Here is a 23042-nt window from a genome sequence, read left to right on the forward strand (position 1 = left end):
CCTCCTTTAAATTGATTATTGTTTCTTCTGTCTTGATTTTTCTATCATATAAATTATTGGTGGACAATGGTCGTTATAGGGCATTGTGCCTTGGAAAATTTTATACTCTTCACTTGAAATATCTCCTAAATACTCTTCTAAGGCTTTTTTTTCTTCCATCCCTCCGGAATGGCCATAGTAAACAATAATGGAAATGATTCCTCCCACTTTCAACATGGTTAATGCCAAGTCTAAAGACTTAATCGTGGTGGTGGGATTCGTTATAATAGAGTTATCACTGCCTGGTAAGTATCCAAGGTTGTACATGAATACATCTACCGACTCGGAAATATAGTGATCGAAATACTCGTGGGAATCACAAATGCAATGTATTTGCGAACCAATGTAAGTACCCAAAGCTTCCTTTTTCAATAGTTTCAATGTATTATTCAAAGCGTTTTCTTGTATATCAAAGGCAAAAACCTTTCCGTTTGGTAGAACCCGTTGGCACAAGTACAGGGTGTCCTTACCATTTCCCATGGTAGCATCTACGGCTGTGCCGCCGTTCTCAAGTTTTTGATCTAATAAAATTTTCGTAATTTCTGTGCTGCGAAGAATGGAATTTATTGGCATGGGGAACTTCCTTTACATGGTTTGTTAAAAAACTTATTCAAATCCAACAAATATGAACCGGAATTATTGTTAGACTCTTTTTCTAAAATCTCCAGTGCTTCTGTCAAGTGGGCTTTTAGCCAACTTAAATCATTAATGGCAATTATATCATTTTGCTTAGAATAGCAATAGTGAAACGCTCCTCTTAAGAGGCCTTCAATAATTGAGGATTCAAGATGATCCATTGTTTGGAGGTCTTGAATCAAAGGGACAGACAAAGATTGCAAGTCAATTTTCACGTAACCCTGAAGTTGATGGCTATTAAAAATCCCCCAAAAAATCTCTGGTGAATCAAGGGACTCTATTACATTTGCTTTTTTACAAAAATCCAGAAAAGTGACCTGATCTTCCTTGTCGATCTTTCTAATCATTAACATTATAACCCCCCTATTCCTTTCTGTCTAGCGAACAATGAAGAATAATAGACTCTGTAACCATTACTTGCAAGTTGGTTTACTTTTCAGTGCTTCACTTTCTTCTTCTTTAAGGTAACGCCAGTCTCCTTCTTGTAAAGTTCCTAATACAATATTACCAATGGCCACTCGCTTTAGTTTAACTATCGGATGGCTGATGGCATCACACATTTTACGAACTTGACGATTTCTTCCCTCGGTGATGGTAATTTCCAGCAAACTATTGTCATTGCAATTAAGAATTTTCAATGAAGCTGGCTGTGTGTAGGATCCATCAATAAGTATTCCCTTTTCAAAAGCTTTAATACCTTCTTCCTTGGGAACTCCCTTTACTAAAGCGTGATAGGTTTTAGATACTTTATACTTTGGGTGAGTCATAAGATTGGCGAATTCCCCATCATTAGTCAGTAAAATCAACCCCGATGTATCATAATCCAATCTTCCTACGGGGTAAACACGATAATCTGTAGACACAAAATCCAAAACCGTCTTCCGGTTAAACTGATCATCGGAGGAGGTGATCACCCCTTCCGGCTTATTAAGCATAATATATATAGATTGTTCTTCTAGAGTCACAGCTTCCCCATTACAGGCAACTTGATCAACACCAACGGTAACTATGTAACCCATTTCCTTAATAACTTTTCCGTTCACAGTCACTAAGCCTTCTTCGATTAATTTTTCACTCTTTCTTCTTGATGCAACACCGCAATGGGCTAAATACTTTTGTAACCTCACAAGCTTCCTCCTAACATTCCTAAACTTATCCAGGATTACTTCATTTCTTTACTAGAATATAAACCTTCTTCAAAACTTGAAAGATCCGGTAAATCTTGAAGGTTTTCAAACCCGAATTTTTTTAAGAAAAACTCCGTAGTAGCATAAATAATGGGTCGTCCAATAGTGTTTAACCTTTCTTTTTCATAGATCAAATTTTCTTGAATTAGATTTGAAAGGGGTTTATCACATTTTACGCCCCGTATTTTCTCTATCTGACTTTTCGTGATGGGCTGTTTATAGACGATTATGGCTAATGTCTCGATGGTGGCTCTGGATAAAGAGCGTCTTTGGTCCCCGGGAAGTAATTTTTTGATATAGGGATAAGCCGATTCTTTAGTTGTTAATTGAAGTGTAGTCCCGATTTTAATAAGCTCAATGCCCCGGTTTCCCATTTTATATTCCTCTTGTAATTCATTGATAATCTCTTTCGTATCTTTCTCATTTAACTCTAAAATCTTTCCGAGCTCTTTTATTTCTAAGGTATCACCCCATGCGAAGAGAATCGCTTCGATGATGGCACAATAATTCTGCATTTTCACATTTTCACCTCTTTATAGAGTTATCGCTTTTTCTCGAAGGCGTAAAACAATACTACAGGTCTTTTGGTTTTGATTTATAAAGATGATACGGTTTTTTGCTAATTCCAGTATTGCTAGAAAAGTAGTGATCAGGTGAATTTTATCCATAGAGTATTCAAATGCTTTTTCAAAGAGAATTTGAGATTCCTTTTCTAAACGCTTTACTAATTCTTGTACTTTTTCCTCCACGGTCACAGGATCTTTTTGAACCGAGTCAAAGGGGTTGGTCTTGCTTTTTTCTGTATTCTTTTTGACCATCAATTTTTCCCAAGCATTCATTAAGTCCGTAGCCGTAATATGACTAAAGTCTTCGTCCTTCTCGACAGGAACTTCGAGAAAACTTAAATCATCACGGGTTTTAAAAAAACGGATTTCTAATGTATTTTCACGTTCTTTTAAAGTTTTAGCAGCTCCTTTGAATTTTTTATACTCAATCAAACGTTCCACAAGATCGGTTCTTGGGTCTTCCTCCTCTTCTTCTGATGTATGAGTTGTTGGAAGTAGCATCTTTGATTTAATATCAATCAGTGTAGCCGCCATCACCAAAAAGTCTCCGGTGACATCTAAATCGCATTCTTTCATTTGTGACAAATACAAGAGGTATTGATCAGTGATTTTCACAATAGGAATGTCGTAGATTTCCACCTTCTGATTTTCAATTAAATGCATTAAAACATCCATAGGACCCTGAAAAGTTTCTAAGTTGACTTCATAGGAGGTCATTGTTTTATTGCTTTCCATTTGCCTCAACTCATTTCCAAATAATTTTTGTACAGTTTTTTTGCATAAGCCATTTCATCTTCTTTTGTGTAAATATAGCCTTGAACCTTTGCTTTTAATACTTCTTTTAAAATTCGTTTGAATAAAGGTCCGGGTGTTATACCCAGGGTTAAAAGATCCTGACCGGTGATTATAGTGTTAATGGATTGCAGTTTTAATTTATAGTATAGCAAATAGTGTCTTATATCATTGTTTTCACAATCATTATAATAAAAAATAAGCATTTCATCTGTGGCAAACTCTAACAAAGCATACACCTCATAAAGGTCCACATTCTCAGACCACAAGATGGAGTATACTCTGTTTTTTTTACGTAAACCCTCGATAATTCCATGGTAAGACTGGCGATAGCTGACATAGTTATTAATAATTTTGGGTATCAACTCCATAGGAATACCGCTTAGCAGTTGCTGTACAATAATATCAGCATAACGGATATCCTCCCGTTTAATTGTATTAAAGACTTCTAAGGTATTAGGAATATTTTCGATCTTTTGAATTTCCTTCATGGAAATGTCCTGTCCCTGATTCAAACTTTTAAAAATATTTAGTTCCTTCATCAACGCTAGGCTGTTGATGAGATTTTCATCCTTGAAAATCCCATGAATCTCCTCTCTAATTCGATCCTGGCTAAGCTTGTTGATCATATGATCATTTACAGCTTGTAAAATGAATTTTTTCGTCTCCTCTTCAATGGAAAAGCCTAGTCTTGAAGCAAATCGGATCGCTCTGAAAATTCTTGTGGGATCTTCAATAAAGCTTAAGTTATAAAGAGCGCGTATCAAACCATCAGAGAGGTCATCTAAGCCACTAAAATAATCGATTAACTGGTACTCCTTTTCCCCATTAAGTTCTATAGCCATACAGTTGATGGTAAAGTCTCTTCGGAATAAATCATTCCATATAGTTGATTTTTCAACTTTCGGTAGGGCTGCAGGGTATTCATAGTATTCCCTTCTTGCAGAAACAAAATCAATATGGGGTTGTTGTGGCAGCTTTACAACAGCGGTTTGAAACTTCTTATGCGTGACCAGACGCCCTTGCAGACGTTTGTTGACTTTTTCAGCAAGTTTAATCGCATCCCCTTCTACAACAAAATCCAAATCAAAATTTTTCCGATTTAATAAAAGATCCCTTACAAATCCACCGACGATAAATACCTTTGTGTTTTCTTCTTTTGCAACCTTTTTAACCACTTCTATAAGGGAGACCATATCTTGGGGCAGGTGATGGATTTTTTCTCGAACATCTAAGAAATCATAGGATTGGTCATAATTGGACTTATACCATCGGGGGATGGAATCTCCGTGGATTTGTTGCAAAAGATTGGTCCTTGTGACAATGCCTACGATTTTTTCTCCTTCCATTACCGGTAGACGACCGATGTTATGTTTAGAGAGAAGCTCATTAATCTCGTTGATGCTGGTACTAGGAGTAATGGTCACCACTTTTTGTTTCATAAAACCTTTAATCGGTGCATGGGAAAGGTCATGGATCATCGCTTTATCTAAATCAGTCCTGGAGATAATTCCAATCAGTCGATCATTCTTTACAACCGGCATACCTGTATGACCATATCTAAGCATTATGCGATTAGCTTTTTCCACTGTCATATCTTCGAGTAAAGTTTTTACCGGATAACTCATAATATCTTTTGCTTTGACTTGAGGAGTGATTTTTTCCCTTAATAATTTGAGGATTTTTTCCCTTATTTCCCTAGCAGGCATATTTTTCACCGAAGCAGAACCTGCCCTACGATGACCACCGCCATCAAAGGCTTCTAAAATCTCAGCTACATTAATATCATCCTCTAGACTTCGTCCAATAACATAGGTTTTCTCTTCCATTTTTGATATGATAAACAGTGCATCGGTATTTTTAATATGAGTGATCTTGCTGGCGATATTACTTAAGCCATTTATATATTCATCGTGTTCTGAAAAAGCAAAATACACGTGATATTTTTTCACTTCCACCCGTTCTAAGTTTGTCAAGAGGGTCATGAGCAGTTTATCCTGGGTTTCATTGGTAAACTCATATAAGTACTCGTTAACAATATCTAAATCTGCCTGCTTTCGAAATAGGTAAGCAACCACTTCTGCATCATGGTGAGTTGTGTTTTTAAAAGTCAAACAATTAGTGTCTGCGTAGATACCCAATAAAAAAAGCGTTGCCTGAAAAGGAGTGATTTCAATATTTTGCTTAATAATCTTTTTTAATAAAATCGTGGTACATGAGCCATAGTATTTGATGACCATTTTCGATGCAGCGATACTCTCTTGCGTCGGCTTATGGTGGTCATATATCGTGATATCTAAATCTTTATTTAATAGTTTTTTAAACGGTCCTACCCGATTTTTAGAGTTTGTATCGACGATAATTAATGAATCAACGGCTTCAAGGTTGATTTCGCTGTAGCTATAAATTTGCAGGGAATATTTGTAAAGGTTTATAAAGCTCTTAATTTCTTTATCTAGTTTCCCGGAATACACCAAGAAACCTTCCGGATGCAGAATTTTACTGGCAATCATACTGGAAAGGCCGTCAAAATCTAAATTCTCATGACTGGTTATTAGCTTAATTGTCACCACATCCTTCAATTCTATCTACTAAAAATTATAACACATTTCCTATTTTCCACAACAATTGCCTGTGAAAAACTATTAAAAAAAGAGGCTATTATAGCCTCTTTTCCTCATTTTCTGTTACAACACCGTGTATGATTTTTCGAGGTTTTTTTTCTGCATCGGATATATACACGGATTCTTGTAATAGTTCAAGGGCTCCATCAAGTTTATCTTTATCATTGTAAAAAACAGTTATTACTGTTTCACCTTTGTTTACATAGTCCCCAATTTTCTTTTCAAGTTGTAATCCAACTTTGTGGTCGATTTTTGTAGATTTATCTAAACGACCGGCTCCAAGGGTTAAGGCGGATTTTCCTAATAACTCTGCATCCAATCGGTGGATATAACCTTCTGACAAAGCTTTATACTCGTATATATCTTGAGTTTGATGGAGTAATTCCGGTTGTTCTATGAACTTTATGTCGCCTCCTTGACTTTGTACAAAGGACTTAAAAACATCTAAGGCTTTCCCATTATCGATAACTTCTTGTATTTTTTCCATTCCCTCATCTAAACTTCCAACTTTTTCTGCAAGCAATAACATATAACTTCCTAGATAGTGACAAAGCTCTAATAGATCCTTTGAACCTTCTCCCTGAAGCAACTCAATGGCTTCACGGACTTCGATACCGTTACCAATGGTATTGCCTAAGGGTTGTTCCATGTCCGTTACAACAGCCACCGTGTTTTTACCTACACCATTACCAATGTCCACCATAGCTCTACCAAGTTCAAAGGCCTGGTCAATATCTTTCATGAAAGCGCCACTTCCGGTTTTTACATCTAATACGATGCGATCAGCTCCAGAAGCCAGTTTTTTACTCATTACGCTGCTGGCGATCAGCGAGATGTTATCAATGGTGGCAGTTACATCTCGAAGGGCGTAAAGTTTTTTGTCTGCCGGGGCCAAATCTTTCGTCTGCCCTCCTAAGGAGAACTTAATACTATTTACTTGGTCAGCAAATTTTTTTATTGTTAAATCCGCCGAAAACCCTTGTATCGCTTCAAGTTTATCAATTGTCCCCCCGGTATGTCCTAGCCCTCGGCCTGAAAGTTTGGCCACAGGAACATTGTTTGCGGCAACTAAGGCCCCTAGAGCAATCGTGGTTTTATCCCCTACCCCGCCGGTGCTATGCTTATCCACTTTAAGCCCTTTGATCATAGACAGATCAATGGTCTCTCCGGAGTTAATGATTGCATTGGTTAAGTTTACGGTTTCCGCTTTGTTCATTCCTTTAAAATAGATAGCCATTAATAGAGCACTCATTTGATAGTCGGGGATCCGTTCGTTGTTATAACCCTCTACAAAGTATTTAATTTCTTCCTTGCTTAACTCTTCACCGTTTCTCTTTTTGTAAAGTATATCGATCATTTCCATTTCATTATCACCTCTTATACAATCTACTTCAGTATATTATCTGCAAAGCTTTTACCATTCTTGGGTTTTTCTATTTTAAGCAAGTCAGAAATAGTCGCCGCAATATCGGAAAATGATTTTCTAGTCCCTAGATCTGTTCCTTGTTTTATAGTCTGCCCGTAAATCAGTAGTGGAACGTATTCTCTTGTATGATCGGTTCCTTGATAAGTTGGATCATTCCCATGATCAGCCGTAATTATAAGTACGTCCGTTTCTTTTAAAGTGTTTAACAAATCCGGCAAGTGTTTGTTTACCTCTTCAAGAGCTTCTTTATAACCCTTGGTATCTCTCCGATGACCAAATTTCGAATCAAAATCCACAAGATTTGTAAAAATGATTCCTTGCGTATTTTCTTTAATGGCTTCGATCGTTTTATCGATTCCCTGTAGATTACTTTTGGAAGTTATTTTCTTACTAATGCCTTGACCGTTATAAATGTCATCGATTTTCCCTATACCTATTACATCGTATCCTCCATCTAAAGTGTAATCCAAGATTGTTTTCTCTTGGGGGGATAAGGAAAGATCCCTTCGGTTTGCTGTTCGTTCAAAGGAGCCTAAACTTCCGATAAAGGGTCTCGCAATAATTCTAGCTACAGCATGTTTACCTGTCATAATATCTCTTGCTATTTCACACATTTCGTAAAGTTCTTTGATGGGAATTACTTCTTCATGAGCGGCGATTTGAAAAACACTGTCCGCGGAAGTATAGACAATCGGATTTTTTGTTCTAAGATGTTCCTCACCGAGCTCTTCGATGATCTTTGTTCCTGAAGCCGGCTTGTTTCCAATTCCTTTTTTACCGGTGCGTTTTTCAAACTCATCCATTATTTCCTTGGGAAATCCATTAGGATAGGTTTTGAAAGGTTCATCCAAGTGAATTCCTGCGATTTCCCAATGACCCGTAGTGGTATCTTTGCCGTTGGAATATTCCATTGCACGGCCATAGGCGGCTTGGGGATCTTTTTTTTCCGGGAGATAATCAATACCCTCTATATTCCCAAGACCTAATTCTAAAAAATGATTTAAATTAATGTCGGGGTGAACTTCAAAAAGATTTCCTAGGGTATTAGCGCCTTCACTGTTGAAATTCTTTGCATCGGGAAGTGCTCCAATTCCAACACTGTCTAATATGAGTAAAACGATTCGATTAACCAATACAATCCCTCCTTTATTAATCCCGCGTATTAAGCCCGCGGATGACTTTTTAAATATACATCTTTAATTTTATTTTTCTTAAAATCAATATACATTTGGGTCGTTGCTAAGGCAGAATGTCCAAGCATTTCCTGTACTGATTTGAGATCTGCCCCATTATCGATTAAATGAATGGCAAAAGAGTGTCTTAAGGTATGGGGAGTAATCGACTTACTGATGTTCATCGTCTTTGTATATCCCTTGATAATCTTCCAAAAACCTTGTCGGGACAATCTTTTACCGGAATAATTCAGGAACAATGATTTTTCCTCTTCGTTTTTCAAGAAATCCTTTCTTTCGTGGATTATGTAGGATTTTAATGCCTCTAGTGCATGTTTGCCCATAGGGATCGTACGATCCTTATTTCCATTGCAACAACGGATATACTCCATTTCTAAATCTACATCTTCTATATCTAAAGAGATTAATTCGGAAACTCGAATACCGGTAGCATAAAGAATTTCAAGCATGGCTTTGTCGCGAATGCCTTTTTTAGTGTCTAATTGAGGTTGCATCATTAATTGGTTAACCTCTTCCAAAGAAAGTACTTCAGGGATTTTTTTGAATGCTTTGGGTCCACTAATTTCGTCCATAGGATTTTGTCTAAGAAACTGATTTTTGCATAAATAGTCATAGAATTTTCGAATTGAAACAATGTATCGAGATATAGAAGAACTGGACTTACTATCTTTTTGCAACTTCAGCAAATAGGAAAGGATGGTGGTATGATTTGTTAAACTGAATTCTTCGATGTTTTGTTCTTTCAAAAAGTAATAATATTTTTTCAAATCCCGTTCATATGACTTTATCGTATTTTGAGCAAGGTTTTTTTCCTGTAAGTACATAATGTAATCTTGTAATATATGCTCCATATAGCAATTCCTTTCTATCGGGTTTCTTTAGCTAGTAAAATAGCCAAAATTGTTTTACTGTCCTTAATCTCTCCGTTACTAATTTTCTCAAGAGCGGTTTCAAAAGAGATTTCAATAATCTCAATATACTCATCTTCATCCGGTTCAGCGGTACCTTTACATAAGCTTTTCGCTTCAAATAGATAAATTTCTTCATTGGAAAAGCCCGGACTTGTGTAGAATTGAGCTACGGCATTAAAATCATTGGCCTCATAACCTGTTTCCTCTTTAAATTCTCGCTTTGCACAGGCTTCAGGATCTTCCTTAGGTTCCATTTTTCCGGCGGGAATTTCTATAAGAAACTCGTCCACAGCCTTACGATACTGTTTTACTAAGACAACCTGCCCCTTGTCATTGATTCCAATAATTCCTACAGCTCCGGAATGCTCCACAATTTCACGCTTTGAATATTTTTTATCCGGAAGCTCGACGGTGTCAACTCTTAAATTAATGACCTTCCCTTCATAGATTCTTTCGCTTTTTAAGGTTTCTTCTTGTCTCTTCATTATTCCCTCCCCTTAATTGTGTCTAAAAAAGTTTAAATTATCGCTGTGATCGAATTTTATCAGCGAGAACTGCAATAAATTCCGAGTTGGTAGGCTTCTTGTTGTTTTTTTTGAATTTTGGCAAATGTTCTAAAAACTCTTTAATTTTTTCTGATTCTCCTTGATTCCATGTTACTTCAATAGAGTGGCGAATGGCCCGTTCTACACGACTTGGAGTTGTATCAAACTGTCTTGCCAGGCCCGGGTAAAGTTCCTTCGTGACTGCGTTCAAGTATTCCGGTTTTTTTGCTACCATGATAATTGCTTCTTTTAAATAGGAATAGCCTTTAATATGAGCCGGAACACCAAGAGTGTGGATCAACTCCGATGCCATCTTTTCAATGTTTTTAATCTCTTCCTGAGTGAGGTTCATGGACTGCTTGGGATTTTCGTATGAAAGTAATTCTTCTTTCGATTCTCTGATTCTTTTTAAGAAAAACTCGAAGTCGAAAGGCTTTATAATATAATAATCCGCCCCAAGCTGTATGGCTTTTTTTGTGACTTTATCCTGTCCTACGGCAGATAGCATAATAGTATAGGGTTTTTCTTTTTTTTGATTGATTTCTTCTAAAACACCCAATCCATCTAAATGGGGCATTATAATATCAAGTATCAGGACTTTGGGTTTTTCCGTTTCTAAAAGTTTTAAAGCCTCTAATCCATCGTTAGCTATACCTATGACCTCAATGTCTTCCTGTTTATCTAAAAACTCTTCTAAAATGTTGCAAAATTCTTCATTATCATCTGCAATAGCAACAGTTATCTTGTTTTTATGCAATTTATTTCCCCCTTTTAAAAATGTATGCCTCAAATATAAAAAGCAATCTTTATGTCTAGCTTCTAATCTTGAGTAACTCCTCCGCATGCTTCAATGTGATGGCTGTAGATGTGCCCCCTAAGAGTCTACCAATTTCTTCAATACGACCATCATTCCCTAGTTCTTGTAAATAAGTGGTGTTATGACCTCTATGGGTTTCTTTGTAAATTTTATAATGCAAAGACCCTCTTGCGGCGATCTGAGGTAAGTGGGTGATACAAATTACTTGACGATTAGTGGAGATTCCTTCCAACTTATCTCCTACCAAATTCGCAGTTTCTCCACTGATTCCAGTATCAATTTCATCAAAGATCATACAGGAGATTTTATCGATGTCTGCAAGCAAAGACTTCAAGGCTAACATTACCCTGGAGATTTCCCCCCCTGAAGCAATTTTGGCTAAAGATTTCGGTACTTCTCCGGGATTGGTTTTAATTAGAAACTCCACAGCGTCGAAACCTTTTCGGTTAAAACTCTGAATAAGATTTAAATCCTCTCCATCTTTTGACGCTATTGCAACTTTAAAACTACCATGGGGAATGTTTAGTTCCTGTAATGTTGATGATACTTTCTTTTCCAGGATTTTTGCAGTTTCTACGCGCCTTTTATGTAACGCCGATGCTAGCGAATTTAATACTTCAGACTTCTTCTGTAGTTTTTTCGAAATCTTTTCAATTCGTTCTTTGCTATTGATCAAACCATCCAACTCTTCTTTGGATTTTTGATAATAGGTTAAAACATCTTCTATGCTAGGGCCATATTTCCGTTTCATGTCATTGATATACGCAATTCGTTGGTTCAAACGGTCTAAATCTTCCGTAGGAAATTCAATGTTTTCGAAGTACTGACGGATTTCCCTTGAAACATCTTCCAGTTGAAACTGTATTTCTTCTAGTTGATTGCTGAAATTTTTAATTTGCGGATCAAATTTGTCAACAGTATGAAATTCTTCAACTGTTTTAGAGACCAAATCCATTACTGAATTCGCATTTCTGAGATTATACAAGTTCTCATAACCTTTACCCATGACCTCATATATTTTCTCGCTATTAGCTAAAACATTATAATCCTGCATTAAAACCTCTTCTTCCCCATCTTTCAATTCAGCAGATTCAATTTCTTCTATATGAAAACGTAATAAATCTATTTGTCTTTCTCGATCCCGGTCATCTATGGACAAATTATTTTTTTCTTGTTGAAGCATTTGAAATTCTTCATAATGGGTAAGAAAGTCTTTTCGAAGGCTTTTCATTTCCTCCCCAGCATAGTCATCTAAAATATCAATATGGTTTTGTTTGTTGAGTAGAGACTGGTGGTTATGCTGTCCATGGATATCGATCAAGTTATCTGCAAGGTTTTTCACCGTGGTATTGGTTACAATAGAACCGTTTATTCGACTTACACTCCTACCGGATTTCAACAATTCTCTAGATAATACTATAATCTCTTCATCAGTATTTAATCCAAGACTGGTAAGCAGATCTTCTACTAAGGGGTTTTTTAAAAAGACCGATTGCAAATAAGTGTTTTCCCCTTTGCTTCGAATATGATCTTTGTCTGCACGTTCTCCTAGGGTTAATTTAATTGCATTAATAATGATGGATTTCCCTACCCCAGTTTCTCCAGTCAGAATATTTAGCCCATCATCAAACCGTATATGCAAATGATCAATTAAAGCAAAATTTTTGATTTCCAGTTCCATTAACATATCCATATCTCCTTTGGGAAAAATATTATTGCATAAGACTTCTAAACTTATCTTTTATTTCGTCTACACTCTTTTCATCTCGTATCAGAACAAAGATCGTGTCATCACCGGCTATGGTACCGACAATTTCTTCATAGTTGATAGCATCAATAGTAGAGGCTGCAGCTTGTCCAGCGCCAGAAAGTGTTTTAAGTACCAAGATATTCCCTGCATGATCAATCGACAAAATGGAATCTCTAAAGAGGCGCATGAGACGATCAGATAAAATCGTATTTTGATTTTCTAAGGTGGCGTATTTATACCGTCCGTTCTTTGAAAGAGATTTTATTAATCGAAGTTCCTTAATATCTCTAGAAACTGTGGCTTGAGTAACCTTTAAACCCATTTTCTTAAGTTCTTCAGATAATTCTTCCTGGGTTTCAATTTCTTTGTTTTTTATTATTTCTAGAATTTTTGCTTGCCGTGTATATTTCATAATGCCCCCCCAATGATCAGTGATTTTTATTTGGTAAAGAGATTATACTTTTGATTTTTCAAAATTATCATGAGCTTTGCTAACAACTCGTTCTACATTATCTTCTGTGGTACTCTTCTCCCAATAATCATTTTGATTTTGTAGATAAGCTAAAAACTCCATATTTCCCTTTGGCCCCTGAATTGGGGAGAAGGATAATTGAGCAATACCAATATTTTCTTCCTGTATAAAGTCTATAACTTTAATAAGCACTTCCCTGTGAGTTTGAGGATTCCGGATCACACCGTTTTTACCGACTTTTCCTCGGCCAGCTTCAAATTGTGGCTTGATTAACACAACCATACATCCATTTTCCTTTAAAAGTTTTTTTGCAACAGGCAATACCAGTTTTAATGAAATAAAAGAAACATCTACACTGATAAAATCAGCTTTTTCTTTAATATCCGCTAAAGTCACATGTCGAATGTTGGTCCGCTCCATTACCACCACTCGCGGGTCTTGCCTCAGTTTATAAGCCAACTGTCCATAGCCCACATCAATAGAAAAAACTTTTCTAGCACCTTCTTGCAACATACAGTCCGTAAAGCCTCCAGTGGAAGAACCGATATCAAGACAAACAGTATTTGACAAGTCAAGCCCAAACTCTTCCACTGCTTTCTTTAGTTTCAACCCCCCACGACTTACAAAGGGCAGGGATTTTCCTTTGATATCAATGGAAGCTTCTGGAGCTACTTTCATTCCAGGTTTATCACAACGTTGTCCATCAACAAAGACTGTCCCGGACATGATCCTTCGCTTTGCTTTTTCCCGGCTATCCAATAAGCCTTTGTCCACTAATAGAATATCCAACCGTTCTTTTTTCATAACCTTCTCTCCTATTTCATAAAAGACTTAACATTTCTTAACTTTGGTCGAGCATCGGATAGAATCTTATTTGCTATGGCCTCTGCATCCATTCCGTACTCTTGATAAATTTCACTGATGGAGCCTTGATGAATAAAATGGTCCGGGTATCCAAACCGGTATACCGGTTTGGAAATTTGATGCTCATTAAGAACTTGGACAATGTGACTTCCTACACCACCGATTAGAGCATGATCTTCGATCGTATATATCCTACCAGCTTTTTGGCTTAAATCAATAATAGTCTGTTGGTCTAAGGGTTTAGCAAACCGAAGGTTTACTAAAGTGGCATTAGTATTTTGCTCCCGAAGTTTTTCCACCGCTTCTTCTGCATTCTTATGAATTGGGCCGAATGCAAAGACAACCACATCGTCTCCATACTGCTTTGTGATTTTAGCTTTGCCTTTAGCTATTTTTATATCTGAATTAAAATCACATTCTCGCGCATCCGCCTTTGGATATCGAATGGCAACCGGTGCTTTTGCTTCAAGAGAATATTTAATCATCGCATGCAGTTCTGTCCCGTTTTCCGGCGATAGGATCTGTAAGTTAGGAATTAGAGATAAATAACCAATATCATAAATCCCTTGGTGGGTTTCTCCATCTGCGCCTACGACTCCAGCACGGTCCAAAAGTAAGGTTAATGGTAAATTTTGCAAAGCAACATCGTGGAGTACTTGGTCGAAGCCCCGTTGCAGGAAAGTAGAGTAAACTGCAAAGAAAGGATGTAGCCCTGCTACTGATTGACCGGCTGCTAATGTTACCGCATGCTGTTCTGCAATGCCTACATCAAAGAAACGCTGCGGGAATTTTTCTGAGAATTCTGCGATCCCCGTACCATCGGGCATTGCAGCAGTAATAGCAGTGATTTTAGGATTATCTTCGGCTATTTCAACCAGGGTTCTACCCACAACCTTTGAAAAAGAAACTTTATTTGAAGCTTTCAACGGTTTTCCGGTGGATATATCAAAAGAACTCACCCCATGATATTTTTCCGGTCTTTCTTCCGCATGGATATAGCCTTTTCCTTTTTTCGTTAGCACATGCACAAGTACCGGTCCTTTAATAGCCTTTGCTCTTTTTAAAGCCTCTTGAATTCTTCCATAATCATGCCCGTCAATTGGACCAATATAAGTAATTCCTATTTCTTCAAATAAAACTCCGGGAACAAAAAAGTATTTGATGCTATCTTTAGCTTTTCCGGCGGTTTTAACCATGCTTTTACCGACGGCGGGAATGTGGTTAATTAGGGCTTCCACATCGCCTTTAACCTTTGAATATACAGGCATTGCCCGCACTTTAGCAAGATATTGTGATAACCCTCCGGTATTCTCAGAAATAGACATTTCATTATCGTTCAATATAATGTTGATATTGGTTTTGTTTTGACCTACGTGATTCAAAGCTTCAAAAGCCATACCTCCGCTTAAAGCACCATCCCCTATTATCGCGGTGACATCGTAAGTTTCATTAGATAGGTCCCGGGCCGTAGCAATACCTAAAGCGGCAGAAATTGATGTGGAACTGTGTCCTGTTTCAAAATGATCATGTACACTTTCCCCCCGCTTAGGAAAACCACTTAAACCTTTATATTGCCGCAGGGATTCGAACTGATTTCTTCTACCGGTGACTAATTTGTGTACGTAACTTTGGTGACCAACATCCCATACAATCTTGTCCGTTGTTGTATCAAATACGGAATGCATTGCTAATGTGAGTTCAATGACTCCTAAATTTGAGGCCAGGTGCCCTCCGGTTTTCGATACATTTTCTAATAGAAAGAATCGAATTTCATTTGCCAATTTTTCAATTTCCATCTCATCAAGTTCTTTCAGATCATCCGGCGAATTAACGTTCGTTAAGTACTTATACATTTTATCAACTCTCTTTCGTTTTTACTTTATTTATCTTTTAGAAAGTCTATTCCAAAACTCTCCTTAATTCGATTTAATACTTTAGCCGTAGTAAATACAATTACATGGGATTTATATACCGCTAAGTTTTTTCCAATGGCTTTTCCTCCTACGGTTAAAGCCGCAATAAAGCTTGTTAGAGCTACGGTCAGGACCCAGCGATTCACCCCATCAATTTCCATGACGATGCTAGCACCGGCAACTCCACTGATAATGCCGCATATATCTCCAACAACATCATTTGCAAAGTTCGCTACCACACCAGTGTTTTTCTTCAATTTAATGGCATATTTTGACCCCTTTACTTTATCGGAAGCCATAGCATGGAAAGGTTTATCTGAAGCTGCGGTTATGGCAATCCCTATCATATCACTAAATACTCCTAAAAATACAATGAAAATTAAAATAATAAATGATAATAAAGCCTGGGTGTTTTGCAACACAATTTCTGAAATTATTGTGAATAATATGGTTAGAAAAAATGTCCATATTGTAATCACTACAACCCATTTTAAATTGTATTTTTTCCATATATAATTAAAATAACGGTGTTTCTTGTTATGAATTTTCTTTTTCAATCCTTCTCCTCCATATGTTTGATTATCATAGTAATATAATTTAAGCTGATAGTAATAATACTATCAGCTAAGCAGTGGCAGTGTATTTAGTAAATTTTACGGCTTAGGTCCAGTTGGATTTCCCCCTTCAATGCTGTATGTCGCCATTACAGTGGTTTCCCATTAAATTGAAGTTTACCTTGTCACCAAAGGTAAGACTGGATTACCACTTAGTCCGTACTGTAATCCTAAATACACCTCGTTAAGAACAGTCCAGGAGTTTTCCTCAACAGTTAAGCGGACTCTTAGCCTCTTTTGCAGAGTAGGTTTCAGAAAGCAATAATCCGACCCTTCGGGCCCTTGAAGCATCGAATTTGATCGATCTATCCACCTATTCCACTCAAGGCAGGCTACACTACCAACCCCTCTCGAGAATTGGTAGGTTTCACCCTTTGAATAAACAAGTTGGTCTCCGCGGAGCGAGGGTCAACGCCCACATGCCCTTGTGGATCGCCCCCATCTCCTTACTCTCAGAGTTGACCCCCGACTGGGCGTCGGCAGCCAAAACTAAGAACTTCATCGATGTGCCCTTTGACGGATTTTTAGCCCCGCCTTCAAAGCCAACTTAACTGACTGGAGTGCTGTGCCACTGTATTTTATGCATTCAGTATACCATAATATAGGAGTTTTATCAAACTACGATGTTCGCCACAATAATGCCTAGAATGGCTCCTGCAAAAACTTCCACAGGGGTATGGCCGATGAGTTCTTTTAATCTTTTTTCTGTTAATATTTGAGACTTAACTTTGGGATCCTTCGATTTTTTATCTTTTCGTTTGGATTGTAAGTCATCAATAATTTTATTCATGATTATTGCTTGTTTACCCACGGCTCTTCGGACCCCGGCGGCATCGTACATGACTACTAGAGAGAAAACTAAGGACACTGCGAAGGTTGCCGAATTCCAACCATGATTTAGCCCTATGGTTGTAGTAAGCCCCATAACAAAGGACGAGTGAGAGCTGGGCATACCTCCAGATCCTACAAATCTGGATAAGTTGAAACGACGATCTCGTATCAACGTGTGCAATACTTTAATGGATTGTGCAATAAACCATGCCAAAAAGGCCACAATCAAATATTCATTTGAAAACAATGAATGTACAAACTCCACAAGGCTTCCTCCTCAATATGCTAATTCTCACGGTCCATTAGATAGTTGTTCAGTTTTTTTAGAAAATCAGATTTTGGTAAATAGTAATCGAGAATTTCATTTGATTCTTCTGTTAATTCTTGTATCATTTTCTTACAGGCATCCAGTCCATAGAGTTTGGGGTAAGTCGACTTTTCCTTTGCTTCATCACTGCCTATTTGCTTACCCAGTTGTTTTTCATCTCCTATAATATCTAAAATATCGTCTTTAATCTGAAAAGCCAAGCCGAGGTTTTTCCCTACCCTTCGGATGTTGGCAATATCTTTGGGTTGGGCACCGGAAATAATGGCACCGGAAACCATGGCGGCTTCAATCAACGCTCCGGTTTTATGAGCATGAATGTAATCAAGGTCTTTTGCAGAGATTTCCTGATTCTCAGAAATGATATCAGCCACTTGTCCTCCGATCATTCCTTTAACACCCGCCGCATCACCAATGGTTTTTGCAGCCTTTGCTGGGAGGGTAGGATCTTGAGCCTCAACAATTTCAGTTAACAGCAATTCATAAGCTTTATTTAATAGCCCGTCACCAGCGAGTATTGCTATCCCTTCACCGAAAACCTTATGGTTAGTAAGTTTGCCTCTGCGATAATCATCATTATCCATGGCGGGTAAATCATCATGGATTAAAGAGTACGTATGAATCATCTCGATAGCCGCGGCAAAGGGAAGAGCTTCTGAGTGCTTATCATTAAAAAGTTCATGGGTTGCCATTAACAGAACCGGCCTTAATCTTTTGCCGCCAGCAAATATACTATATTGCATCGCCTCATATACTATACGACTATTTTCATCTTGGACTTTTAAATATTTTTTTAACTCCTCATCGACTAATTCGTTATATTCCTTTAAAGTTTCCTTCATTAGGGTTATTCCTCCTTTAGATCTTCTAGAGTCATTTGAGGTTGAGTTTCCTCTAAAAGATTGATGATTTCCAGTGCTTTTTCTTCACGAGAAGATAACATTTCTTGAGCTTTTTGATAAAGAGCGGCCCCTTCTTCATAAATTTTTATGCTTTGATCAAGATCTAAACCTTCAGCTTCTAGGGCTTCAATAACTTCTTCCAATCTCTTTAAGATTTCTTCATATCCTGATTCTTTGTCAGTAGAATTCATGCCTAGTCCTCCTTACCTACAATTTCTGTGATTTTTACTTTTACTTTTCCATCCCGAAAGGTAATGAATAATTCTTCATCTATGCGAAGACGATCCATCTTTGTTTGAATTTCTCCGTTCTTACTTTCTACAAAGGCATAACCTCTGTTAAGGGCTGTGTAAGGATTTAGGCTATCGATTTTTACTTGAAAATTCTGTTGAGTTACCTTTCGTGCTTTCATGTCTTCCTTGATCGTTTTTATGAATCTTCTCTTTGCATATAGCAGTTTTTCTTTTTCACGATGAATGATCTTTTCCGGAGAGAAAAAAATCAATCGGCTTCTTAAAAAGTCTAACCGGATTTTCTCTTTTTGAAATTTGTTATTTAGAGAATATTCCATAGACTGCTTTTTCAGTTTTAGTTTCTCAGCTAATTCAACTACATCCGGGACCAGTATCTCAGCAGCCATAGATGGAGTCGACGCACGGTAGTCAGCAACATAATCCGATAAGGTGTAATCCGATTCATGGCCCACTGCGGATACAATGGGGATTTGACTTTGATGGATCGCTTCTACAACCTCTAATTCATTAAAGGCCCATAGCTCTTCTAAGGCTCCGCCGCCTCTCCCTACGATTAAAACGTCTAAATTCTCTTTATTACGTACAGAGTTAAAGTACTCAATCCCATCTTTTATTGATTTGCTTGCATGGGGGCCCTGCACCAAGGCTGGAAATAAAGTGATTTTCGTTCCGGGGTTTCGCCTCTGAACAATTGAAACAATATCGTGAATCGCAGCACCACTTTTAGAGGTTACTACACCAATATTTTTCGGCAAAAATGGAAGCTTTTTTTTGGCTTCATCTTTAAAGTATCCCTTTTTTTCTAAATCTTTCTTCAGCTTCATGAATTCCTCATATAAAAGCCCTAAGCCGTCGGCTTTCATGGTTACGGCTTTCAGTTGATAGGTGCCGTTTTTTTCGTATACAGTAATAGAGCCTTTGATCACAACTTGCAATCCTTCTTTCAAGGGGGTGATTAACCTTGATACATCTTCAAAAAACATCATGCCCTTGATGCTTGATGTATCGTCTTTTAATGTAAAGAAAACATGACCGTTTTGATGATATCGAATGCTGGATAACTCTCCTTGAACCTTTACATTGTATAATATGGGATCGCTATATAACAAACGGGCAATATAACGATTCACTTCAGATACCGATAAACTTCTAATCTCCATTGTATATTAACCGCCTTTATAACATTTATACTAACTGATTAAGAACTTTGCTTTTCAGTAGCGATGGAGTCTAACACCCCATTGATATATTTTGCTGACTTATCTTCACTGTAAGACTTTGTGATTTCTATAGCCTCATTAATGGATACATTACTGTCTATTTCCGGGATGAAAAGTATTTCGACCGTGGCAACCCGTAGAATGGATAGGTCCACCTTTGAAATTCGATTAAGCTTCCAATCTGTTAAATGACTTTCCAGGATTTCATCCACAATCCTTTGGTTGTTTATGAAGTGATCAATTACATTTTCCATATACAAGTCTTCCTCTGTTTTGATAACCTTGTATTCTTCATTAGTCATCAATACCTTCCGATCGAACTCCTTTTTTATCTCCATTTCGTACAATATCTTCATGCATAATTCCCGTGCGCTTCTTCTACTCATCACTTGCCTCCTAATACCTTTATTTCAATTATTTGTGACGCTATTTTGAATCATTTGGGAAAAGAACTCCTTGAATATTAATATTTACTTTACTGGTTTTAATGTTTAGGATGTTTTCCATTGACCGCTTAACATTCTGCTGTATCTCCCAAGATAAATCTGGGATTTTAGTTCCGTATTCTATAATAACATATAAATCGATGATCATTTGCTGATTTTTATCGCTGATTTTTATTCCTTTGGAATGGTTTCTTTTCCCCAACCCTTCGATGATTTCTTCCATAAAACCAGGACTCAACCCTGCAACCCCTTTAATTTCTTCCACCGAAGCTGCAATGATAGCTTTTAAAACTTCATCATAAATATAAACGTTTCCATTAGTAACCTTCCAATTAATCATCAAAGTCCTCCAATCCATATCTCCTTAACACTTATTTAATTATAGCAAAGAGGTTTTGGATTTACAATAATTCTATTTTTCATGATTACGCCCACGAAGGGTTTCTAAAGAGTTTATAAAAAGAGGAAAGTCCAATGTTTTCACATTGAACTTTTGAAAAAGGAGCTTTAATTTTCTTTTGATTCCTCGATTTCAACTTCTTCGTTGCACTCCGGGCACTGAATATTTTCATCATCTAGTAAATCTTCATCATCAATGAAAAGCACTTCTTTGCACTCCGGGCACTGAATCTCTAAAGAGTCCAACTCTTCTTCATATAATTCGTCTTCAACATCTTCTAAATCCTCATCTAAGGTTTCAACATAGTCCGTAAGTTCCAGTTGATTTTCATCTAATTCTACAATGGCATCGGTAAACTCTTCTAAAGTTTCAATGATTTGCAGCAATACTTTTCCCTCTTTAGAGCTTTCCTTTAGCTCCATACCTTCCGCTAAGCCTCGTAGATATGCTACTTTTTCATATAAATGTTCCATGGTTATAGCCTCCTTATAATTTTTTTATATTTTAACTCATTGTAACCTATAGTCTTGAAATGTAAGTTCCTGTTCTAGTGTCAACTTTCACCACATCTCCTTCATTAACGAAAAGAGGAACTTGAATAGTGGCTCCGGTTTCTAGCTTAGCGCTTTTGGTGACATTCGATGCAGTGTCCCCTTTTACACCGGGCTCTGTTTCCACAACTGACAATTCAACAAAATTAGGAGCTTCAACCTGGAAAACTTTACCTTGATAAAATTTAACATTAGCACTGTCATTTTCTTTTAAAAACTTAATGGCATCCTCCACATCTTCCTTGGTTAATGGAATTTGTTCATAAGTCTCATTGTCCATGAAGTAATACAAATCCCCATCACTGTACAAGAATTGCATTTCTTTGGATTCAATATGAGCTCGGGGAAATTTGTCATTCGGATTGAAGGCCCCTTCTTTCGTGGCTCCGGTAACTAAGTTTTTATATTTTGTTCGAACAAAGGCAGCGCCTTTTCCTGGTTTAACATGTTGAAAATCAAGTACTACATAGGGTTCACCATTCATTTCGAAGGTTACGCCTTTTCGAAATTCTCCTGCTGATATCATTTTGTATACCTCCAATTTACTTACAATATATTTTTAATTATTCATTACTAAACTGTAAAAAACGCATCCCCTGTTTGGATTTGCTGGTAATAAAGGTTAACAAGGAATTTCGATCAGTTCCTTAGGGGTGTTAGAGAGCACTTTATAACCATCCTCTGTCACTGCGAGGAGATCTTCAATTCGGACACCACCGAAATCAGGTATATAAACACCGGGCTCTATGGTAATAACCATACCCGCTTCCATGGCTTTTTCCCCTAAATGATTTACATGGGGAAGTTCATGGACTTCAAGTCCAACCCCGTGCCCTAAACCGTGTCCAAAATATTTGCCATAGCCTTTGTTTGTAATAATACTTCGTGCAATTTCATCTAATTCTTTTCCGGTTTTCCCTGGCTTGACAGCCGCTAGGGCTGTGTTTTGAGCTTCTAGAACCGTATGATATACCTCTTTTTGTTTTTCGGTTGCTTGACCTAGAACAAAGCTTCGCGTCATGTCGGAACAGTAGCCCTGATAAACACAACCAAAATCAATGGTGACCATGTCGCCTTTTTCTAAAGTCTTCTCGGAAGCAACCCCATGGGGTAAAGCGGAACGATGGCCAGAGGCGACAATGATATCAAAGCTTACCTTTGATGCTCCTTGCGTTTTCATAAAATATTCCAGATCCAAGGCCACTTCAATCTCCCGCATACCCGGTTGGATTTTCTTTATTATATGCTCGTAGGCATTGTCTGTAATCTTTGCAGCCTCTTGAATTTTATAAATTTCCTCATTTGTTTTTACGGATCGCAACTCGATTAATGCTCTTTTTAAAGGAACTAATTCTGTGGCCTCCAGTTTTTCATTAAAATTTAAATATTGTTCGTAGGTTAGAAAATCATCCTCAATACCTAGATTCTTGAATTTATATCCATTAATAATGTCCGTAACAGGATTATCTCGGCTGATTTCAAGAATTTCAAAGCCTTCCGTTTGCTTCTTGGCCTGCTCTATGTATCGAAAATCCGTCATGAAAATCTGTTCCTTTTCGGATATTAAAACATATCCCGCACTTCCTGTAAAGCCAGAGACATATTGACGATTCTCCGGGTTAAAGATTAAAATCCCATCTAATTCTTTTTCTTTTAAAATTTTGCGAATGCTGTTAACTTCTGTCATATATCTGTCCCTCCTATTGGTAAAATCATAATACAATTATCATACCATATTTCCAAAGGTTTGAACAGAAAATCAGT

The 23042-nt window shown here is 37.4% G+C and carries 25 protein-coding genes; all 25 read right to left on the reverse strand.

All coding sequences use genetic code 11. The annotated features are described in order from the left end of the window. Positions 1 to 15: 15 nt before the first annotated feature. Positions 16 to 612 (reverse strand): tRNA 5-(aminomethyl)-2-thiouridylate-methyltransferase MnmM, encoded by a 597-nt coding sequence (gene mnmM, locus ISALK_RS09710; protein WP_160721716.1) that lies wholly within the window; start codon positions 610 to 612, stop codon positions 16 to 18. Further along, complete coding sequence (locus tag ISALK_RS09715; RefSeq protein WP_160721718.1) at positions 603 to 1028, reverse strand: hypothetical protein; 426 nt, start codon at positions 1026 to 1028, stop codon at positions 603 to 605. Before ISALK_RS09715 ends, mnmM begins: the two co-directional genes overlap by 10 nt. 60 nt (positions 1029 to 1088) lie before the next feature. Next, complete coding sequence (locus ISALK_RS09720; protein ID WP_160721720.1) at positions 1089 to 1802, reverse strand: pseudouridine synthase; 714 nt, start codon at positions 1800 to 1802, stop codon at positions 1089 to 1091. 35 nt (positions 1803 to 1837) lie between these two features. Further along, positions 1838 to 2377, reverse strand: a complete 540-nt coding sequence (scpB, locus tag ISALK_RS09725) for an SMC-Scp complex subunit ScpB (protein WP_160721789.1) — start codon at positions 2375 to 2377, stop codon at positions 1838 to 1840. Positions 2378 to 2395: 18 nt separating this feature from the next. Continuing rightward, complete coding sequence (locus ISALK_RS09730; RefSeq protein ID WP_160721722.1) at positions 2396 to 3163, reverse strand: segregation and condensation protein A; 768 nt, start codon at positions 3161 to 3163, stop codon at positions 2396 to 2398. A 5-nt stretch (positions 3164 to 3168) separates the two neighbouring features. Continuing rightward, positions 3169 to 5790, reverse strand: coding sequence for a CBS domain-containing protein (locus ISALK_RS09735; RefSeq protein WP_160721724.1), 2622 nt, complete (start codon positions 5788 to 5790; stop codon positions 3169 to 3171). Positions 5791 to 5881: 91 nt separating this feature from the next. Then, positions 5882 to 7207 carry a pyrimidine-nucleoside phosphorylase gene (locus tag ISALK_RS09740; RefSeq protein ID WP_160721726.1) on the reverse strand — a complete coding sequence of 442 codons (1326 nt, stop codon included), beginning with the start codon at positions 7205 to 7207 and terminating at the stop codon, positions 5882 to 5884. Between the two features lie 23 nt (positions 7208 to 7230). After that, positions 7231 to 8403, reverse strand: a complete 1173-nt coding sequence (locus ISALK_RS09745; RefSeq protein WP_160721728.1) for a phosphopentomutase — start codon at positions 8401 to 8403, stop codon at positions 7231 to 7233. Positions 8404 to 8432: 29 nt separating this feature from the next. Continuing rightward, positions 8433 to 9314 carry a site-specific tyrosine recombinase XerD gene (gene xerD / locus ISALK_RS09750; RefSeq protein WP_160721730.1) on the reverse strand — a complete coding sequence of 294 codons (882 nt, stop codon included), beginning with the start codon at positions 9312 to 9314 and terminating at the stop codon, positions 8433 to 8435. Between the two features lie 14 nt (positions 9315 to 9328). Further along, complete coding sequence (locus ISALK_RS09755) at positions 9329 to 9859, reverse strand: NUDIX hydrolase (protein WP_160721732.1); 531 nt, start codon at positions 9857 to 9859, stop codon at positions 9329 to 9331. A gap of 37 nt (positions 9860 to 9896) precedes the next feature. After that, on the reverse strand, positions 9897 to 10676 hold the full coding sequence (spo0A, locus tag ISALK_RS09760; RefSeq protein WP_160721734.1) for a sporulation transcription factor Spo0A: 780 nt from the start codon (positions 10674 to 10676) through the stop codon (positions 9897 to 9899). Between the two features lie 55 nt (positions 10677 to 10731). Then, complete coding sequence (gene recN / locus ISALK_RS09765) at positions 10732 to 12423, reverse strand: DNA repair protein RecN (protein WP_160721736.1); 1692 nt, start codon at positions 12421 to 12423, stop codon at positions 10732 to 10734. Between the two features lie 25 nt (positions 12424 to 12448). Then, complete coding sequence (locus tag ISALK_RS09770; RefSeq protein WP_201756891.1) at positions 12449 to 12898, reverse strand: arginine repressor; 450 nt, start codon at positions 12896 to 12898, stop codon at positions 12449 to 12451. Between the two features lie 42 nt (positions 12899 to 12940). Then, positions 12941 to 13762 (reverse strand): TlyA family RNA methyltransferase, encoded by an 822-nt coding sequence (locus ISALK_RS09775; RefSeq protein WP_160721738.1) that lies wholly within the window; start codon positions 13760 to 13762, stop codon positions 12941 to 12943. 11 nt (positions 13763 to 13773) lie between these two features. Beyond that, positions 13774 to 15675, reverse strand: coding sequence for a 1-deoxy-D-xylulose-5-phosphate synthase (gene dxs / locus ISALK_RS09780; RefSeq protein ID WP_160721740.1), 1902 nt, complete (start codon positions 15673 to 15675; stop codon positions 13774 to 13776). A gap of 26 nt (positions 15676 to 15701) precedes the next feature. Then, complete coding sequence (locus ISALK_RS09785) at positions 15702 to 16292, reverse strand: hypothetical protein (protein ID WP_201756892.1); 591 nt, start codon at positions 16290 to 16292, stop codon at positions 15702 to 15704. Positions 16293 to 16962: 670 nt separating this feature from the next. Continuing rightward, positions 16963 to 17445 carry a divergent PAP2 family protein gene (locus tag ISALK_RS09790; RefSeq protein WP_160721742.1) on the reverse strand — a complete coding sequence of 161 codons (483 nt, stop codon included), beginning with the start codon at positions 17443 to 17445 and terminating at the stop codon, positions 16963 to 16965. A 20-nt stretch (positions 17446 to 17465) separates the two neighbouring features. Next, a complete protein-coding gene (locus ISALK_RS09795) occupies positions 17466 to 18347 on the reverse strand; it encodes a polyprenyl synthetase family protein (protein WP_160721744.1) in 882 nt (293 codons plus the stop codon). A 5-nt stretch (positions 18348 to 18352) separates the two neighbouring features. Continuing rightward, a complete protein-coding gene (gene xseB / locus ISALK_RS09800) occupies positions 18353 to 18598 on the reverse strand; it encodes an exodeoxyribonuclease VII small subunit (RefSeq protein WP_160721746.1) in 246 nt (81 codons plus the stop codon). Positions 18599 to 18600: 2 nt separating this feature from the next. Next, positions 18601 to 19821: an exodeoxyribonuclease VII large subunit gene (gene xseA / locus ISALK_RS09805; protein WP_160721748.1), complete on the reverse strand. Its 1221-nt coding sequence runs from the start codon at positions 19819 to 19821 to the stop codon at positions 18601 to 18603. Between the two features lie 38 nt (positions 19822 to 19859). Continuing rightward, on the reverse strand, positions 19860 to 20267 hold the full coding sequence (nusB, locus tag ISALK_RS09810; protein WP_160721750.1) for a transcription antitermination factor NusB: 408 nt from the start codon (positions 20265 to 20267) through the stop codon (positions 19860 to 19862). A gap of 40 nt (positions 20268 to 20307) precedes the next feature. Next, on the reverse strand, positions 20308 to 20667 hold the full coding sequence (locus ISALK_RS09815; protein ID WP_160721752.1) for an Asp23/Gls24 family envelope stress response protein: 360 nt from the start codon (positions 20665 to 20667) through the stop codon (positions 20308 to 20310). Positions 20668 to 20834: 167 nt separating this feature from the next. Further along, positions 20835 to 21200 (reverse strand): CD1247 N-terminal domain-containing protein, encoded by a 366-nt coding sequence (locus ISALK_RS09820; RefSeq protein ID WP_160721754.1) that lies wholly within the window; start codon positions 21198 to 21200, stop codon positions 20835 to 20837. 46 nt (positions 21201 to 21246) lie between these two features. Beyond that, positions 21247 to 21804, reverse strand: coding sequence for an elongation factor P (efp, locus tag ISALK_RS09825; protein WP_160721756.1), 558 nt, complete (start codon positions 21802 to 21804; stop codon positions 21247 to 21249). A gap of 96 nt (positions 21805 to 21900) precedes the next feature. Beyond that, complete coding sequence (locus ISALK_RS09830) at positions 21901 to 22965, reverse strand: M24 family metallopeptidase (protein WP_160721758.1); 1065 nt, start codon at positions 22963 to 22965, stop codon at positions 21901 to 21903. Positions 22966 to 23042 lie beyond the last annotated feature (77 nt).

Source organism: Isachenkonia alkalipeptolytica (genome assembly GCF_009910325.1).
GTDB classification, from domain to species: Bacteria; Bacillota; Clostridia; order Peptostreptococcales; family T1SED10-28; genus Isachenkonia; species Isachenkonia alkalipeptolytica.

Excerpts from the sequence above, each read along its gene's own strand:
- mnmM (WP_160721716.1), bottom strand. The coding sequence starts at position 612 with ATGCCAATAAATTCCATTCTTCGCAGCACAGAAATTACGAAAATTTTA.
- recN (WP_160721736.1), bottom strand. The coding sequence starts at position 12,423 with ATGTTAATGGAACTGGAAATCAAAAATTTTGCTTTAATTGATCATTTG.
- xseA (WP_160721748.1), bottom strand. The coding sequence starts at position 19,821 with ATGGAGATTAGAAGTTTATCGGTATCTGAAGTGAATCGTTATATTGCC.
- ISALK_RS09770 (WP_201756891.1), bottom strand. The coding sequence starts at position 12,898 with ATGAAATATACACGGCAAGCAAAAATTCTAGAAATAATAAAAAACAAA.
- scpB (WP_160721789.1), bottom strand. The coding sequence starts at position 2,377 with ATGCAGAATTATTGTGCCATCATCGAAGCGATTCTCTTCGCATGGGGT.
- efp (WP_160721756.1), bottom strand. The coding sequence starts at position 21,804 with ATGATATCAGCAGGAGAATTTCGAAAAGGCGTAACCTTCGAAATGAAT.
- ISALK_RS09820 (WP_160721754.1), bottom strand. The coding sequence starts at position 21,200 with ATGGAACATTTATATGAAAAAGTAGCATATCTACGAGGCTTAGCGGAA.
- xseB (WP_160721746.1), bottom strand. The coding sequence starts at position 18,598 with ATGAATTCTACTGACAAAGAATCAGGATATGAAGAAATCTTAAAGAGA.
- ISALK_RS09755 (WP_160721732.1), bottom strand. The coding sequence starts at position 9,859 with ATGAAGAGACAAGAAGAAACCTTAAAAAGCGAAAGAATCTATGAAGGG.
- ISALK_RS09815 (WP_160721752.1), bottom strand. The coding sequence starts at position 20,667 with ATGATTAATTGGAAGGTTACTAATGGAAACGTTTATATTTATGATGAA.
- nusB (WP_160721750.1), bottom strand. The coding sequence starts at position 20,267 with ATGAGTAGAAGAAGCGCACGGGAATTATGCATGAAGATATTGTACGAA.
- ISALK_RS09715 (WP_160721718.1), bottom strand. The coding sequence starts at position 1,028 with ATGTTAATGATTAGAAAGATCGACAAGGAAGATCAGGTCACTTTTCTG.
- dxs (WP_160721740.1), bottom strand. The coding sequence starts at position 15,675 with ATGTATAAGTACTTAACGAACGTTAATTCGCCGGATGATCTGAAAGAA.
- ISALK_RS09740 (WP_160721726.1), bottom strand. The coding sequence starts at position 7,207 with ATGGAAATGATCGATATACTTTACAAAAAGAGAAACGGTGAAGAGTTA.
- ISALK_RS09730 (WP_160721722.1), bottom strand. The coding sequence starts at position 3,163 with ATGGAAAGCAATAAAACAATGACCTCCTATGAAGTCAACTTAGAAACT.
- ISALK_RS09830 (WP_160721758.1), bottom strand. The coding sequence starts at position 22,965 with ATGACAGAAGTTAACAGCATTCGCAAAATTTTAAAAGAAAAAGAATTA.
- xerD (WP_160721730.1), bottom strand. The coding sequence starts at position 9,314 with ATGGAGCATATATTACAAGATTACATTATGTACTTACAGGAAAAAAAC.
- ISALK_RS09795 (WP_160721744.1), bottom strand. The coding sequence starts at position 18,347 with ATGAAGGAAACTTTAAAGGAATATAACGAATTAGTCGATGAGGAGTTA.
- ISALK_RS09775 (WP_160721738.1), bottom strand. The coding sequence starts at position 13,762 with ATGAAAAAAGAACGGTTGGATATTCTATTAGTGGACAAAGGCTTATTG.